We start from the raw sequence: 15,998 nt of genomic DNA on the forward strand, positions 1-15,998 counted from the left end.
TTTTTCTCTATTGCTAGCCAAGAGGCGATCGCCCTTAGGCTTAGTCAATCATGGCAGCAGTTTTCACAGTTTCTAGCTTGGTGAGAATTTGCGGCTTGTAGTTCTCAAACTCTGCCTTGAGCAGGTTGCGGCTAATGACCGCTGAGGCTGACGAGGGCAGGTTTTTACTGGTTTCCACCCAATCGCGCAGCAGTTGTCGTTGAAAGGTGGCAATGGTAAAGTTCCGCACATTGATGCAGTGCAAGGGATCTTCAAGGGAGAAGAACAGCAGCGGATAGTACCCCGTTTCCGAGAGCAGTAGGCATAGCTCTTGGTTGCGGGGCAGCTTCATATCGAGATAGCAGGGGAGCCAACGGGGGCCTTGCTTTGGATCGTAGATAGCGGTAATCCAGAGGATCATCGGATGCGGGCTAGTTGTAAACAGAAATTGGTTATAGCGAATATTAAGCATCCGCCGATCAATTTCTGCCCGCGGGAGCATCACCCAAAGGCTCGCCGCTGATTCCCGCTGGGCATACAGAGGGGCGGGAAAGACAATTTCAGCAACGGGTTTGTCACTGGGCCACGTACTTTGCCAGCACGCCTCTTCTACCGTAGCAAGGGCAATAGGTAACTCTGGGGGAGCACTAGGTTGAGAGGTTTTAGCCGCAACTGGCTCACTTCCGGGCTGGGTGATGCGGCTAATCCCAAGCTGTTCCTCAATGCTACTCACCGTTTGGATAATTTCCGCTGTGGTTTGGGGGCGCTCTCCCGGAGATTTGGCCATGCAGGACATGATCAACTCTTCGAGGGCTGGCGGTACGTAGAGTCCGGGGCTGGCCACATGAAAAGGTACGGGTTTTTGGAAATGGTGGGCTTTGAACCAACTGCCGATGGAGTGGGTTTCGGCTTGGATCGGCATTTTGCCGGTCAGTAGCTCGTACATGGTAATGCCTAGGCTATAGATGTCGGAGCGGTGATCTAATTCCCGGCCTTCAATTTGCTCAGGAGAGCAGTAAGCAAGGGTGCCCATAAAGGAGGAGGTTTGCCCCTGCTCTGAAATATCGCCTAAAAACTTGGCAATGCCAAAGTCCAGCACCTTGGCCAGTTCACCCATGGTGCCATCGTTGATGACAAGCACATTACTGGGCTTGATGTCGCGGTGGATGATAGGGCATTTTTGGCCTTCGATGATGACTCCTTCGTGAGCCACCTGTAGCCCAAGGCAAATGTGCCGCGCAATACGCAGAAAGCGAGCCAGCGGCAGTGGTTCCTCCAGTAAGAGATCACTCAGGTTATCTCCTTCTAAAAATTCCATCACATAGAAGGGAACCTCTTCGTTATTCATGCCGTAGTCGAGAACGCGAACGACGTGCATGGTTTTTTGCCCCAAGAGAGCACCCGCTCGCGCTTCTTGGGCAAATCGGGTTTTCATGCGGTCGTTCAGTAGGGTTTGTGCCAAAAATTTGACGGCAACAGGCACACCGCCTAACAGCACGTCTTCAGCGCGATAAACGCGCCCCATGGAACCTTTGCCAATGAGTTCAGTAAGGCGATACCGATTCATGAGGGTTTGGCCAATGTTGTCGTCGCGGTATTGGTCTGACATAGTGTGCCTCAGTGGTGGTGCCGTCTGGGTTGCCCTATTTTGGTTGTACTTGATTTGGCAAGGCGATCGCCAACGGTGGCTGCCCCTACCCTAGATTAAGGGACTAAGTCACTGGCACGGCTAACCACGACATCAGAGTAGAACCGGTGATCTGGAGTTCGCTGTTGAGTTCGGGGATCGGGATAAAGACAACGCCGCCACTACAGGAGATTGCACCAATAGAGCGCCACGCCCCCGCCGTGTAAACTAGCACCTGATCCACCGCTTGCCGCCGCCAACTTCGCCACATATCGCTAGCGGTGCAATCGTAGAGTTGCCATCCGGCAGGCATATCAACCGCCCTAAAGGCAACCAATTGTGCGTTGTTGTCTGCTAGGTCTGGAAAAAACGAGGCGGTAATCAAGGCTTGACGCAAGGGTTCCCATGCCTCGGAGTGTCGCTTCACAATGATTTGGAGATCGTGAGGATCGCCCGCTTGACGCTTGGCGGTGGCAACAACCCCCGCCTTATTATCCACCAGTTGCAGTGTGCCAAAGGCAGACTCCACCCGATAGTTGGCATTAGAGAGCAGACTTGGAATTCCCCTGAGGGCATCGGCAATGAAAGCCGCAAAGAGTTCTGCATCATCCATAGGTTACCCCTTCTCCACCGCAGTTTGCCGCAATTCCCGCTTAGTAACCAGTGTACCCACTTTGCAGGGAGGCGCAGACGCCCACCTCTGCCAACGGATGGTATTTGGTATTTTATTGCTGGMAAATTAAAACCCGCCAAGAAATTTCTTTTCTGAGGCGATCGCAAACCTCCGTATAATCATGGATTGAAAGGGAGTCGTAACACTGCCTTCACTGGACTCTTAACCGGGGGTATCTCCCAACTCTGACTGCTTTGAGATGCTTTGACTTCTGAGGTTAACCATGAAATATCGCATTTTAATGGCGACTCTATTGGCGGTATGCCTAGGAATAGTTTCCTGGAGTACGCCAGCTATGGCCGCAAAACAGACTTTAACCTACGATGATATTGTTGGTACGGGTCTGGCCAATACTTGCCCGACACTGGATGATTCTGCGCGGGGTTCCTATCCCATTGATAGTTCAAAATCCTATCGGGTGGTGCAACTGTGCTTACAACCTACCACGTTCCTAGTGAAAGAAGAGCCAAAGAATAAACGGCAAGAAGCTGAGTTTGTGCCAACAAAGTTGGTTACTCGCGAAACCACGAGCCTAGATCAGATTCAAGGGGAACTCAAGGTCAACAGCGATGGTAGCCTCACCTTTGTGGAAGAGGATGGGATTGACTTTCAGCCGATTACGGTGCAAATGCCTGGTGGTGAGCGGATTCCATTATTGTTTACGGTGAAAAACCTCGTGGCAACGACGCAGCCCAATATCACCAGTATCACTACCTCCACGGATTTTAGTGGCCAATTTAACGTGCCCTCCTACCGCACCTCTAATTTCCTTGATCCCAAGGGGCGGGGGCTGGCAGCGGGCTATGATTCGGCAGTCGCAATTCCCCAGTCCAGCGATGAGCAGTTGGCTCGGGCAAATGTCAAGCGCTTTTCGCTGACGAAGGGTAACATTTCCTTGAATGTTGCTAAAGTTGATGGGCGCACTGGCGAAATTGCCGGTACATTTGAGAGTGAGCAACTCTCTGACGATGATATGGGTGCCCACGAAGCGCATGAAGTAAAAATTCAAGGGGTCTTTTACGCTCGCATTGAGCCTGCTTAGGATCGACGGTTAATGGCGACTCTACTGGAACTGCACCATTTGCGGGTCGCCTATCCCCCTACTGGATCATCATCTGCTACAGGGTTTGTGGTGGATGATGTTTCTTTTGCGCTCGCAGCGGGAGAGCGGCTGGGCTTGGTAGGAGCGTCAGGCTGCGGCAAGTCCACGCTGGGTAAGGCAATTTTGCAATTGTTGCCCAAGGGGTCAATCGTTGAGGGAACGATTGTGCTGCGGGGGCGATCGCTCACCCAGTTGAGCCGTAAAGACCTACAGCAGTTGCGAGGAGAGCAGATCGGGTTGGTCTTTCAAGACCCGATGACTCGCTTGAACCCTTTGATGAGTGTGTATGAGCATTGCGATGAACTGTTGCGCAGCCATTGGCCGCAGTTACGTCGGCGATCGCGGCAGCAGCGGATTGTGCAGACGCTAGAAATGGTTAAAATTCCTGCGAGTCGCCTGTATCAGTATCCCCATGAGTTTAGCGGTGGGATGCGGCAGCGGGTGGCGATCGCCCTAGCGCTGCTGTTAGACCCGCAGCTCATCATTGCCGATGAGCCAACAACTGCCCTAGATGTAACGGTGGCGGCTGAAATTCTCGATGAACTGACCCGCCTCTGTCAAGAGCAGCAAAAAGGGTTGTTGCTGATTTCCCACGATTTGGCCTTGATGGCGCGCTATTGCGATCGCTTGGCGGTGATGCACGCCGGTAAAATTGTTGAGATCAATACCGCCACAACCGTATTGACCCAGCCCCAGCACCCCTATACTCAATCCCTTCTTGCCGCGGCTCACCCCCACCCCTTAACCACGTCTGCTCTCCCTGAGGCTGCACCGGTGCTAGTGGAGGTACAAGGGCTACAACGACACTACCGCTTGGGTGGCTGGCTGCAACCCAAAACCATCATTCCGGCAGTGGATGGGGTCGATTTGTGCCTACGGCGGGGCGAAACCCTCGGCTTGGTCGGGGAGTCGGGCTGTGGCAAAAGTACCCTATCCCGTTTGATTTTGCAGTTAATTCCCCCTACGGCGGGGGRGGKGGTCTTTTTGGGGCAGAGCCTTGGCAAACTGTCCCCTCAAGACCTGCGAGCCGCGCGGCGCAGCTTTCAAATGGTGTTTCAAGACCCCCATGCCTGCCTAAACCCGAAAATGACAGTGGGGGAAAACCTGTTGGAACCACTGCTCATTCATCGCCTGCTTGACCGTGGGAGAGCGCAGCAGCGAGTGCTCGAGATGCTCAACCAAGTGGAACTCACCCCCAGTAGGGAGTATTACCAGCGCTATCCCTATGCGTTGTCCGGGGGACAGCGGCAGCGGGTGGCGATCGCCCGCGCCCTGATTACTCAGCCACAGTTTGTAGTCTGTGATGAACCTGTGAGTATGCTAGATGCCCATATTCAACGTCAGATTTTAGTGCTCATGCAGCAGTTGAAAGAACGCCTCCAGCTTACCTATTTGTTTATTACCCACGATTTAGCGGTGGCACGGGGGTTTTGCGATCGCATCGCGGTGATGCACGCTGGTAAAATCGTTGAAGTGGCTCCCACGGCAACCCTCTTTGCCCAACCGCAGCATCCCTACACCCAAAAGCTCTTGGCGGCAGCACCAAGCCTCTAACCTGCCCGTCTCAGTGCGCTAAATGGTTTTCAAGGGCAAAGCGCACTAGCTCGGTACGGCTACTGGTGCCCGTTTTGACAAAGAGACGGCTGACGTACTTTTCAATGTTGCGCACGCTGGTATTGAGTTGGCTGGCAATTTCTTTGTTCATCAGCCCCTGCACCACCAGTTGCAACACGCTGGCTTCACGGGGGGTTAAATCCAGTTGAATGGACGGTGGCGGTTTCGGTCGTCCCCCGTCTTGCACAAGCATGGCGCGCAGTTCAGCAATTTGTTGGGCAAGGCTGGCAAGGTTGGGTTCTGCGTCATCCCGGGCGGCGGCTTGCCGTCGTAAGAGGTTATTGATAATAGCCACCAACTCATCGGGGTCAAAGGGCTTAGAGAGGTAGGCATCGCAGCCAGCATCGTACCCCTGAATGCGATCGCGCTTCATACCGCGGGCAGTCAAAAAGACAATGGGAATATGATTGAGATGAGGTTGTTGCCGCACCTGCTCAAGAAAGGCATAGCCATCCATTTGCGGCATCATGATATCGGTAATGATGAGATCTGGCACATGGTGTTGCAAATAGTCCAGCGCCGCTTGGCCACTGGGAACCGCCGTCACTTCAAAGCCGCTGTCTTCAAGATAGGCGGTGACCGCCTCTCGCAGCCCAGGTTCATCATCAACTAACAGTAAGGTTGCGGCCACAGGTCAGCTCCTCTATCGGGGTGGATCAGAGATGACTTCGAGTTCATCGGGGTGCAGGTGTGCGATAAATTTAGGGCTAAAGCGAACTTGACAGGGATAGTTGGGACTAATGGGGCGACCTTGCCAATCGCTGAGGATGGCGATGATTTCTCCTTCCAGCCCTTGAATGTCAAAGGGTTGATTCCGGTGCTCAGGATGGTGGTACATGATGGTTGAAGGCTTAACACGCACCCGCAACCCCACACTTAAGGTTGGTTGTTCCATGACACTCATTCAGTGTTGCTCCTCGACTGGCAGGGGTTTTATTTTTATGGTCGCATACGGATTGGCATGGGCGATCGCTCTGCCACAATTGGAAATAATCCCGTCATTGCAGCCTAAGGTTCAATGGCTCCCCTCCTGTCTCTGTGCATGATTGTTAAAAATGAAGCCCACCAGTTACGGCGCTGCTTAACCGCGGTGCAGCCGTGGGTGGACGAAATCATCCTTGTGGATACAGGGTCTGAGGATGACACGGTGGCGATCGCCCGCGAGTTTACTCCCCATGTTTATGCCGTTGAGTGGCAACAGGATTTTGCGGCAGCTCGCAACTATTCTTTACAGTGGGCAACAGGAGAGTGGATTTTTTATATCGATGCCGATGAAGAACTCATTGTTACGGATTCCCACTGGCGATCGCAGCTCCTTGATCAAGGGATTGATTGCTTTAGCGTGTTGCGGCAAGAAGCAGGCACGCACCACAACTGGAGTGACTTTGCCAACGTTCGCTTTGCCCGTCGTCAGCCAAGGCTGAGGTTTGTGGGGGCGTTACATGAACAATTCAATACGTCTCAAGGCAAGGTTGGGACACTCAAAGGGATACATCTGTTGCACCATAACCAGCAAACGCAGGAACAATTTCTCAAAAAAATCCGCGATCGCAATATCCCGATTCTGGAGCAGATGGTAGAGCGGGGCGATCGGCGGCTGATGAACTTGGTATGCCTAGGGGATCACTATGCCGCCTGTGGTCGAACCGAGCAGTCACGCGATTGGTACCATCAAGCCCTTGACGCGATCGCCGAGGATATTGAGCAGCAGCGGCTTCCCCAAGAGACCACTTGGCTCCGTCACCTACTGTTTTGGGCAACCTACACGGCATTCGAGGCGAAGGACTACGACACTGCACAGTACTATGCCAGTTATGGCCTCAGGTACTTTAATGCCTACCCGCCACTACTTTACGCGGCAGGTCTGATTGTCTTTGAACTAGGGCTACCACGAGGGGCACTGCCCTACTTTCATCGCTGCCTAGACCTCTTCAGTAGTGGCACCTACGATCGCAGCGAACCCTTTGATCGCCAGTGGATGACGACTCAGCCTGCCTATAGCCTAGGGTTTACCTATATGACCCTCCAAGAACAGGAACGTGCCATTACGTACTTTCAGAAAACCCTTGAGTTTAATCCGCACTATCAGCCAGCACAACAGCACTTGCAGCACCTTCTATCGGCAATGGCACCTTGAGGGTAATGCGCGTGCCTGCTCCCACCGCAGACCGGATCCACATGCGCCCGCCTAAGCGCTTGGTAACAAGAAAAGCTTTGGTAAGACCAAACCCACCTCCCATGGTTCGCCGCTGCTGTACGTTTGAACCGCGCTGGCCAAAGCCCACGACTTTAGCCAATTCATCGCTGGGAATGCCACAGCCAGTATCCTCAACCACAAATTTAAGGTGATCAGCACACTCTGCTAAACCAGCAATGATTTTCCCCCCAGGATCGGTATATTTGCGGGCATTAGCAATGAGATCCCGCATCACATCTTCAAAAATGTGTGGCATCAATATGACCTTACCATCGGGAGAGGCAATATCAAACACCAAATAGTAGTCTGAAGCTTTTTGGGCGGCGATATTGTGGAGGATACGATAGCGCCCCTTACTATTTTTTTCAATCGCTTGGAAAACCTGCTCAAATTGTTTCTGCAATTCATGGATAGGCATTCTAACCCATTCATCGGGGTTCGCTTCGCGAGAGAGGAGTTGCTGTACGCGAATTTCAACAATGTCAAATACAGAATGGATGTTAGCGATCGCCTCTTTAACGTCGGGTGTGTCTGCAAGGTGGGAATACTGCTGCAGCGCTGCCTCTAAATTGTCGGTTATCGTCTGCCGCAAGGCACTGATTTTCTTAAGGTAGGCCAAAATAGTCGGGCGATCGCTGAGAGCATCGAGAACCTGCTGTAAAAGCTGCAAACTAGGCTGTAGCACCTCAAGGTTATCAATCTCCAAGCCCAGAAACTGAATTTCACCCATCAAGATATTGAGCGTGTTCAAAATGCTGTGCATATCAAGCAGCGTTTGCTCTGCCTCAGACAACTCTGGGATATGAGTAATTTCAATTTCAACTGGAGCATGCTGTTCCATAGAGCGTGAACCTAATACTGACGGGTTGACATCCTCCCCGCCGCAAGCAGCGGGGATTCCTAAGCCTCACGACTTAGGGTTTCTGTTTCCTTCCCTTACGGGATTTCGCCACTGCCCTTTGAGCTTATGCCCATCAGATCTTACGTTAGCTCCACAGACTGTAACCGTGTGTCCCACGGCCAACATGTTTATCGCTGCATTCATATCTCGGTCATGGTGTGCTCCACAGTTGGGACAATCCCACTCTCGTATATTCAGCGGCAAACGCTCAACAATGTGACCACAATTTCCGCAGCGTTTAGAACTGGGAAACCAACGGTCGAGCTTTATCAACGTTCGCCCATACCACTGGGCTTTGTATTCCAACTGCCGTACCATTTCACCCCAACCGGTATCGCTAATCGCGCGGGCAAGCGTGGGATGTTTGACCATATTCTTCACAGCCAGCGACTCAACGACAATCATTTGGTTTTCATGAATCAGCCGAGTCGTCAACTTGTGCAAATGGTCTTTTCTGGCATTGGAAATCTGTTGATGGGTCTTTGCAACCTTGCGGCGGGCTTTCTCATAGTTGCGAGACCCTTTTTGTTTGCGGCTCAGTGATTTTTGAGCCATACGGAGGCGTTTGTAACGTCTATCAAAATGTTTAGGATTGGCAATCTTTTCCCCAGTACTGAGGGTGACGAGACTGCTAATCCCCACATCCAAGCCTACAGCGTTGGCGGAAGGTGGCAAGGTCAAATCGCGCGGGTCGTCAAACCTCAGACTGATGTACCACTGCCCCGCAGCATTCAATCGGATGGTAACGGTGGATGGCTCAACACCGTCTGGCAACGACCTAGACCACCGGATGTTCAATGGCTCGGAGCACTTTGCCAGAAACACCTTGCCGTCTTTCCACTTAAAGGCAGACTTAGTAAATTCTGCACTGCCGCCGTTACGCTTCTTTTTGAAGTTGGGATATTTCGCCCGACCTGCAAAGAAGTTGCTGAAAGCGGATTGCAGATGCCTCAATCCTTGCTGCAAAGGAACGCTGCTGACTTCGTTGAGAAATTGCAGGTCATCCTGCTTTTTCCACGCCGTCAACGCAGCGGCGGTCTGCACGTAGGAAATGCGTTGCTGTTGCTCGTACCATGCGTCCGTCCTCAACGCCAAGGCGTTGTTATAGACGAGGCGTACGCACCCCACTGTCCGGCGCAAGAGGGTGTCTTGCTCGGTCGTTGGGTAAAAACGGTAGCTGTAGGCTTTTTCCATGGCTTGGATTGTACCGTGTATTTGTGTAAGGCAGTACTAAGCACGGTGATTGGTTCGCGATCCATCCCCGATGCAAGCGGACGGGGTTTTTCGCTCACATTCGATAAAACCCTGAGGCTAAACATTCATCGGGTGCCCATTAAAGGGGATGAAAGGCTGGCAAGGCTCACGTTCACTTTAGCGTCGCCTAAAGACCAGTCGCTATAATAAGGGCGATCGCGGTGGAACCACTGCCGCTGTGTGGTAACTGTACATGCTCTCATCCGGCTCTCACTACCCGATCTTTGGTCCTGAAATCCGCTGCCCCCACTGCCGACAAGTGATTTCGGCCTTAACGCTGACGGATACTTACCTTTGCCCTCGCCATGGCCCCTTTGAAGCGGATGCAAAAACTCAAGAACTCATGCATCTACAGTCAGGGCGGATTTGGCGACTCTGGGACGGCGAGTGGTATCGCCAACATACTCACCCCGACGGTATTCGCTTTGAAATTCACGATGCCCTCGATCGCCTCTATACCCAAGGCTACCGAGCAACAAAGGTCATTATTGCCCAACGCTACCGCGACCTATTTTGTGCCTACCTCGAACGCAATACCCCTTGGCGTGGCTCCACAGATCCACAAATGCTGCGCCTGTTTGGCCTACCCGTCGAGTTTAGCCCCCCCGCTAACACCGATGAACGCTGGGACGTGATTAACTTTGATCTGGAAAAGGAACCGGGTGCTCCCATCCGTCCTCCCTACTTTCGGATGTTTGACTAGGCCACGCCGCCCAAGCAAGAGAATGGAGTTAGGTGTGTCAGACCCAGAAATGACCCTTGGCGACTGTGGCGAGCACCAATTAATCGAGCGGTTACGGCTCTACTGCGCCCCTTCAATGATTGGAGATGATGCCGCTGTCTTCGCACCGCCCCAAGATCAACAGATGGTCTTCAGTACAGATGTACTGGTGGATGGGGTGCATTTTAGCTTGGGGATGGCCAGCCCAGTGGTGACCATGACCCCATTTGATGTGGGGTGGCGTGCCGCCGCTGCCAACCTTTCCGACATCGCCGCCATGGGGGCAACACCGATCGGGATGACCGTGGGTATGGCTGCCCCTAGTCACTGTCCGGTAGCAGTCATCGAGGACATTTACCAAGGACTGGCGGCCTGTTGCCACACCTATGGCACTGCTATTTTCGGAGGGGACACCTGCCGCTCTGGGGTACTCAGCCTAAGCATTAGTATTTTGGGCGCTGCCCCACCAGAGCGACTCATTTACCGCCATACTGCCCGCCCCGGAGATCTAATTCTTGCAACTGGTCTGCACGGTGCTGCCCGCGCTGGCCTCGAATGCTTACTCCAACCAGAATGGGCTGCAACAGTGCCCACAGAACTACGGCAGCTTTGGGTTCACGCCCATCAGCACCCCCAACCGCGTCTAGATGTGGTGCAGTGGCTCTGGCAGCAGTCTCCTGCGCCACGGGTGAGTGGGATGGATAGCAGTGATGGGTTAGCCGATGCAGTGCTACAAATTTGTGCCGCTAGTGGTGTTGGCGCTATTCTTTCAGCGGAGGCTATTCCCAAGCTGCCCTACCTAGACCCAGAACAAGCCTTAGCTTGGGCACTCTACGGCGGTGAAGATTTTGAACTTGTGCTGTGCCTACCCCCAGCGATCGCCCCGGATCTTTGCGCTATGGCAGGCAACCATGCGGCAATCCTTGGCGAAATTACCGCACCCCCTGAGGTTCTCCTGCAACAGGGCAAGGCCTTGCGTCCGCTTCAGCATCAGCAAACTTTTCAACACTTTAGCCGCTAATGATCCCCCTAAAATTATGGCGAAAAAGTCAAGGAATATTACAAAAATTCATAAATAGTCGCAGCGATCGCCGCCAAGTGCCCATGAATTTATACATTTCTTAAAAAATAGCTGACCCATCCCCGAATCGTTCTAATCTAAGTTAGCGCGTTAACCAAAAGTAAAGGGAGCCTCTTAGTAACCATGGTTGTCAAAGCAAGTGGTGGAAGCTCGGTTGCCCGCCCGCAACTTTATCAAACTGTCCCCGTTTCAACAATTATTCAAGCAGAGCAGCAGGATCGTTTTTTGAATCGTGGTGAACTAGACGAGCTTGCTGTCTATCTGCGTTCTGGCAGTAAACGGCTGGAAATTGCCACCACCCTCACCCGCAACGCGGATATTATTGTCTCCCGAGCCGCCAACCGCATCTTTGTCGGTGGCTCTCCCATGGCCTTCCTCTCCCGTCCCAGCACTGAAGATGCCCCGCAGTTCACCACAGGGGCAACTGGCCAAGCCATTGACATGCAAGAAGCCATGAAACTGGGTACCGCAACCTACGTAGATACCCGCGGTGGTTTCCTAGAAGGATTACGGTCAGTGTTCAGTGCCTCAGGAGGGGGAGCGCCAGCAGGCTTTAAGCCCATCAACATCGCCCGCTATGGCCCTGAGCGGATGCAAAAATCGCTGCGGGACTTAGATTGGTTTTTGCGGTACACCACCTACGCCATTGTGGCAGGGGATCCAAACATTATCGCCGTCAATACCCGTGGCCTGCGGGAAATCATTGAAGCCGCTTGCTCCACCGATGCCACCATTGCCGCACTGCAAGAAATGAGCCGTGCTGCCGCCAGCTATTTTGACAAAGATGCCGAGGGTCGCGCCATTGTCGAGCAATACTTTGACGTACTGCTGAAGGAATTTATTGCCCCCGCCCCATCAGATAAACTGCGGCAGCGTACCTCCAGTGACCTACAAGGATTGCAACTACCGCAAATTTACTTCAATGCTGCGGAGCGCCGCCCCAAATTTGTCATGAAACCCGGTCTCTCAGCCTCCGAGAAAACCGAAGTTGTCAAAGCCGCCTATCGGCAAATCTTTGAGCGGGATATTTCCCGTGCCTATGGTCTAGGGATTTCGGATCTAGAGTCGAAGGTGAAAAACGGCTCCATTTCCATGAAGGAATTTGTGCGACGACTGGCAAAGTCTCCGCTATACCGCAAAAACTTCTACGAACCCTACATTAACAGCCGTGCCCTTGAGCTAGCCTTCCGCCATATCCTTGGGCGCGGCCCCTCCAGTCGCGAAGAAGTGCAAAAGTACTTTGCCATTATCTCTAACGGTGGTCTGCCAGCCTTAGTGGATGCCCTAGTGGATTCTCAGGAGTACAGCGACTACTTTGGCGAAGAGACCGTGCCCTACCTGCGGGGCTTGGGGCAAGAAGCCCAAGAATGCCGTAACTGGGGGGCGCAGCAAGACCTATTCAAGTACAGTGCTCCCTTCCGCAAAGTGCCACAATTTATCACCACCTTTGCTGCCCAAGATCAACCCCTGCCCGATCAGCATCCCTATGGCGCAGGCAACGATCCCCTCGAAATTCAGTTTGGAGCCATCTTCCCGAAAGAGAAGAAAAACCCCAACACCCGTCCGCAACCCTTCAACAAAGATACGCGCCGTATTCTCATTAACCGTGGCCCCGGAATTAATAACCAAGTCAGTAACCCAGCTGCCCGTGGGGTTGCCCCCGGTAGCCTAGGCCCAAAAGTCTTCAAACTGGATCAGTTGCCCAGCATCAATGTCCGGATTGGCAAGCGGTCTGTGGCCACCGGTGGCGATAGTGTCAAGTTTGCCGAAAGCTCGACACAGCGGGTTATTCGGGCTGCCTACCTGCAAGTCTTTGGCCGCGATGTTTACGAAGGTCAGCGCCAAAAAGTGGCTGAGATCAAGCTGGAAAACGGTGAAATCTCGGTGCGGGAGTTTGTGCGAATTTTAGCCAAGTCTAATCTGTTCCGCAGCCTCTACTGGACCCCGCTGTACGTCACCAAGGCGGTGGAGTACATTCATCGGCGCCTGTTGGGTCGCCCAACCTATGGCCGCCAAGAAATGAACACCTACTTTGATATTGCCTCGAAGAAAGGGTTGTACGGCTTAGTCGATGCGATCCTTGACAGCCTCGAGTACAGCGAAACCTTTGGTGAAGATACGGTTCCCTACGAGCGGTATATTACTCCCCAAGGGTTAGCCTTGCGTTCCTTACGCACGGGCAGTATTGGAGAAACTGGCATTAAACCAGAAAAAGCAGAAACGCCACGCTTTGTCGAGCTAGGGGCTGTAACAGAGCTGCGCACTGAGCCTGCCATTGCGTTCCGTGCCAACCAAGGGGTTAGCAAACAGCGGGAGCAAACCAAGGTCTTTAAGCTAACGCAACTGAACGACAAGCAAAATTTGCAACTGGTGGTTCAGGCAGCTTATCGCCAAGTCTTTGAGCGGGATATTGCCCCCTACATTGTCCGTAACGAGTTTACGGCGCTCGAGTCGAAGCTGGGCAATGGCGAAATTACCCTCAAGGAGTTTATTGAAGCCCTAGGCTGCTCCGAGCTGTATCAGAAAGAGTTCTACACTCCCTACCCCAATACAAAGGTGATTGAGCTGGGGACAAAACACTTCTTGGGTCGTGCCCCCTTAGACCAAGCGGAAATTCGCCACTACAACCAAGTTCTGGCCACTCAAGGGTTAAAAGCGTTTGTTCAAGCGCTGGTCAGTAGTGCCGAATACGCCCAAGTGTTTGGGGAAGATACGGTGCCCTATCGTCGCTTCCCGACGCTACCGGCGGCTAATTTCCCGAACACAGAAAAACTCCACAATCAACTCACGAAGCAGAGTGATGCAATTGTGGTGCCTAGCTTTAGCCCAGTGAAGTCGCGCCTTGATAATACCAAGCTGCCCCTCTTAAGCCGGGCGATCGCCGAGCAGGAGGCAAAATCTCGGCAGCCAGATCCCAGCAAACCGCGCTTTGTGGAATTGGGTCGTTCCTTCAGCAATGGGGATGGCCAGTCCGTAGAGGTGGGGGTGGGTACCACTCGTCGTCGGCCTGCGCGTATTTTCCGCATGACGATGGGGGCACCCGCGTCCGAAGTGGAGCAGGTGATCAACGCCATCTACTGCCAAGTGATGGATGTCTTCAGCGGTAAGGTTCCCAGCCAGTTCCGCCGCAGTGACCTCGATAGCCGCCTGCGCAACGGCGAAATTACGGTGCGGGAGTTTGTGCGAACCTTGGCCAGTTCCGAGATCTATCGCAATCGCTTCTATACCCCTTACCCGAATACAAAAGTGATTGAGTTTCTGTTCCGGCATTTGTTGGGACGTGCCCCGGCCACTCAAACCGAAATTCGCCAGTACAACAAGATTTTGGCGGATCAAGGGCTGAAAGCAGCAGTGGAAACGATGGTCAACAGCCCAGAGTACAGCCGCTACTTTGGCGAAGATGTGGTGCCCTACAAGCGGTTCCCAACCATTCCAGCGGGGAACTATATCGGCAGCGTCAAAGCAGATGCGGATCTGGTGAAACAATCGTGGTCTAGTCTCTCACCCTCCTTGGTGGGAAGCCAGTCCACCAATCGCAGCTAGCTCTTTTGCTAGGATTGCTTAGCAATAGTGTTGTTTACGATGCTATAGGGGTGCAGGGATGTTGTTCCTGTCCCCCTATTTTTTGGCATCTTTTTCCCTAGGGGCGAATGTCTAAATAATTTGCACCAAGAAAATATTTTGGAGGAACCAAAGTTCTGTAAGCTCGGATAGGAGACCCCTGAAGGAGCGTCAGGAGGTTGCTTCGTAAGGTTAATTTGTGCATTTAGGAGAGTTGCGTGGATAACGTCATCGGCTTAGAAATTATTGAAGTAGTAGAGCAGGCGGCGATCGCCTCGGCACGCTGGATGGGGAAAGGCGATAAAAACATGGCAGATCAGGTAGCTGTGGATGCCATGCGCAGCCGCATGAATCAGATCCACATGCGCGGTCGGATTGTGATTGGCGAAGGGGAGCGAGACGAAGCGCCGATGCTTTATATTGGCGAGGAGGTGGGCATTTGCACCCGCGAAGATGCGGCTCAGTACTGTAACCCCGAAGAGCTACTAGAAATTGATATTGCGGTTGACCCCTGTGAGGGCACCAACCTCTGTGCCTATGGCCAACCTGGATCCATGGCGGTGCTGGCCATTTCTGAAAAAGGTGGGTTGTTTGCTGCTCCTGACTTTTACATGAAAAAGTTGGCAGCCCCTCCTGCAGCCAAAGGCAAAGTTGATATTCGCAAGTCAGCCACAGAAAACCTAAAAATTCTTGCTGAATGTCTTGATCGTGCCATTGATGAACTGGTGATTGTAGTGATGAAGCGCGATCGCCACAACGACCTGATCAAGGAAATTCGCGAAGCTGGGGCACGGGTGCAACTAATTTCCGATGGAGACGTGTCTGCTGCCCTTTCCTGTGCTTTTTCTGGAACGAATATCCATGCCCTCATGGGAATTGGCGCGGCTCCGGAGGGGGTGATTTCGGCAGCAGCCATGCGAGCCTTGGGAGGACACTTCCAAGGGCAATTGGTCTATGATCCAGCAGTGGTGATGACCAAAGAGTGGGCAGGGCGTACCCGAGAGGGAAACCTAGAGGAACTGAAAAAGGCAGGGATTACGGATCCCGATAAGGTGTACGATGCCCATGAACTCGCCTCCGGGGAAACGGTTCTCTTTGCTGCCTGTGGCATTACCCCCGGGGTTCTGATGAAGGGCGTGCGCTTCTTTAATGGTGGGGCACGTACTCAATCCCTTGTCATCTCTACACAGTCCAAAACCGCTCGCTTTGTTGATACCATCCACATGTTTGACAAGCAGCTGCGATCGCTACAATTGCACTAAACCAACCCAGTACTGATAAACTCCCT

Annotated in this window: 13 protein-coding genes; 7 read left to right on the forward strand and 6 right to left on the reverse strand. The window is 52.9% G+C overall.

All coding sequences use genetic code 11. The features are described from left to right. Positions 1-40: 40 nt before the first annotated feature. Both L5220_RS07960 and L5220_RS07965 read right to left on the reverse strand, forming a co-directional pair. A complete protein-coding gene (locus L5220_RS07960) occupies positions 41-1,588 on the reverse strand; it encodes a serine/threonine protein kinase (RefSeq protein WP_099799590.1) in 1,548 nt (515 codons plus the stop codon). 103 nt (positions 1,589-1,691) lie between these two features. Further along, a complete protein-coding gene (locus L5220_RS07965) occupies positions 1,692-2,219 on the reverse strand; it encodes a hypothetical protein (RefSeq protein WP_499572827.1) in 528 nt (175 codons plus the stop codon). Positions 2,220-2,502: 283 nt separating this feature from the next. Here L5220_RS07965 and L5220_RS07970 point away from each other — a divergent pair, with 283 nt between their 5' ends. Next, a complete protein-coding gene (locus L5220_RS07970; RefSeq protein ID WP_099799592.1) occupies positions 2,503-3,321 on the forward strand; it encodes a photosystem II manganese-stabilizing polypeptide in 819 nt (272 codons plus the stop codon). 12 nt (positions 3,322-3,333) lie between these two features. Continuing rightward, positions 3,334-4,935, forward strand: coding sequence for a dipeptide ABC transporter ATP-binding protein (locus L5220_RS07975; protein ID WP_499572829.1), 1,602 nt, complete (start codon positions 3,334-3,336; stop codon positions 4,933-4,935). Between the two features lie 10 nt (positions 4,936-4,945). Here the strand turns inward: L5220_RS07975 and L5220_RS07980 are convergent, their stop codons facing one another. Next, positions 4,946-5,626 carry a response regulator transcription factor gene (locus L5220_RS07980; RefSeq protein ID WP_448533335.1) on the reverse strand — a complete coding sequence of 227 codons (681 nt, stop codon included), beginning with the start codon at positions 5,624-5,626 and terminating at the stop codon, positions 4,946-4,948. A gap of 12 nt (positions 5,627-5,638) precedes the next feature. Further along, on the reverse strand, positions 5,639-5,890 hold the full coding sequence (locus L5220_RS07985) for a ferredoxin-thioredoxin reductase variable chain (RefSeq protein WP_499572831.1): 252 nt from the start codon (positions 5,888-5,890) through the stop codon (positions 5,639-5,641). A gap of 123 nt (positions 5,891-6,013) precedes the next feature. On the opposite strand from L5220_RS07985, the gene L5220_RS07990 reads away from it, so the two are divergent. Beyond that, on the forward strand, positions 6,014-7,132 hold the full coding sequence (locus L5220_RS07990) for a glycosyltransferase (RefSeq protein ID WP_499572833.1): 1,119 nt from the start codon (positions 6,014-6,016) through the stop codon (positions 7,130-7,132). Here the strand turns inward: L5220_RS07990 and L5220_RS07995 are convergent. Both L5220_RS07995 and L5220_RS08000 read right to left on the reverse strand, forming a co-directional pair. Next, positions 7,068-8,033: a sensor histidine kinase gene (locus tag L5220_RS07995; protein WP_499572835.1), complete on the reverse strand. Its 966-nt coding sequence runs from the start codon at positions 8,031-8,033 to the stop codon at positions 7,068-7,070. The two genes, L5220_RS07990 and L5220_RS07995, sit on opposite strands and share 65 nt — an antisense overlap. Before the next feature lie 66 nt (positions 8,034-8,099). Next, positions 8,100-9,287 carry an RNA-guided endonuclease InsQ/TnpB family protein gene (locus tag L5220_RS08000; protein WP_499572837.1) on the reverse strand — a complete coding sequence of 396 codons (1,188 nt, stop codon included), beginning with the start codon at positions 9,285-9,287 and terminating at the stop codon, positions 8,100-8,102. 253 nt (positions 9,288-9,540) lie between these two features. Here L5220_RS08000 and L5220_RS08005 point away from each other — a divergent pair, with 253 nt between their 5' ends. From L5220_RS08005 to glpX, 4 genes are all read left to right on the forward strand, one after another. Then, positions 9,541-10,050, forward strand: coding sequence for a TIGR02652 family protein (locus L5220_RS08005; protein WP_099799597.1), 510 nt, complete (start codon positions 9,541-9,543; stop codon positions 10,048-10,050). A 34-nt stretch (positions 10,051-10,084) separates the two neighbouring features. Continuing rightward, the gene (gene thiL, locus L5220_RS08010) at positions 10,085-11,089 is read left to right on the forward strand and encodes a thiamine-phosphate kinase (RefSeq protein ID WP_499572839.1); all 1,005 of its coding nucleotides are present in this window, start codon (positions 10,085-10,087) and stop codon (positions 11,087-11,089) included. Positions 11,090-11,272: 183 nt separating this feature from the next. Next, the gene (locus L5220_RS08015) at positions 11,273-14,692 is read left to right on the forward strand and encodes a phycobilisome rod-core linker polypeptide (RefSeq protein WP_499572841.1); all 3,420 of its coding nucleotides are present in this window, start codon (positions 11,273-11,275) and stop codon (positions 14,690-14,692) included. Positions 14,693-14,928: 236 nt separating this feature from the next. Beyond that, on the forward strand, positions 14,929-15,972 hold the full coding sequence (glpX, locus tag L5220_RS08020; protein ID WP_448514096.1) for a class II fructose-bisphosphatase: 1,044 nt from the start codon (positions 14,929-14,931) through the stop codon (positions 15,970-15,972). Positions 15,973-15,998 lie beyond the last annotated feature (26 nt).

Source organism: Synechococcus sp. PCC 6716 (assembly GCF_022570815.1).
In the GTDB taxonomy this organism is placed as follows: domain Bacteria; phylum Cyanobacteriota; class Cyanobacteriia; order Thermosynechococcales; family Thermosynechococcaceae; genus Thermosynechococcus; species Thermosynechococcus lividus.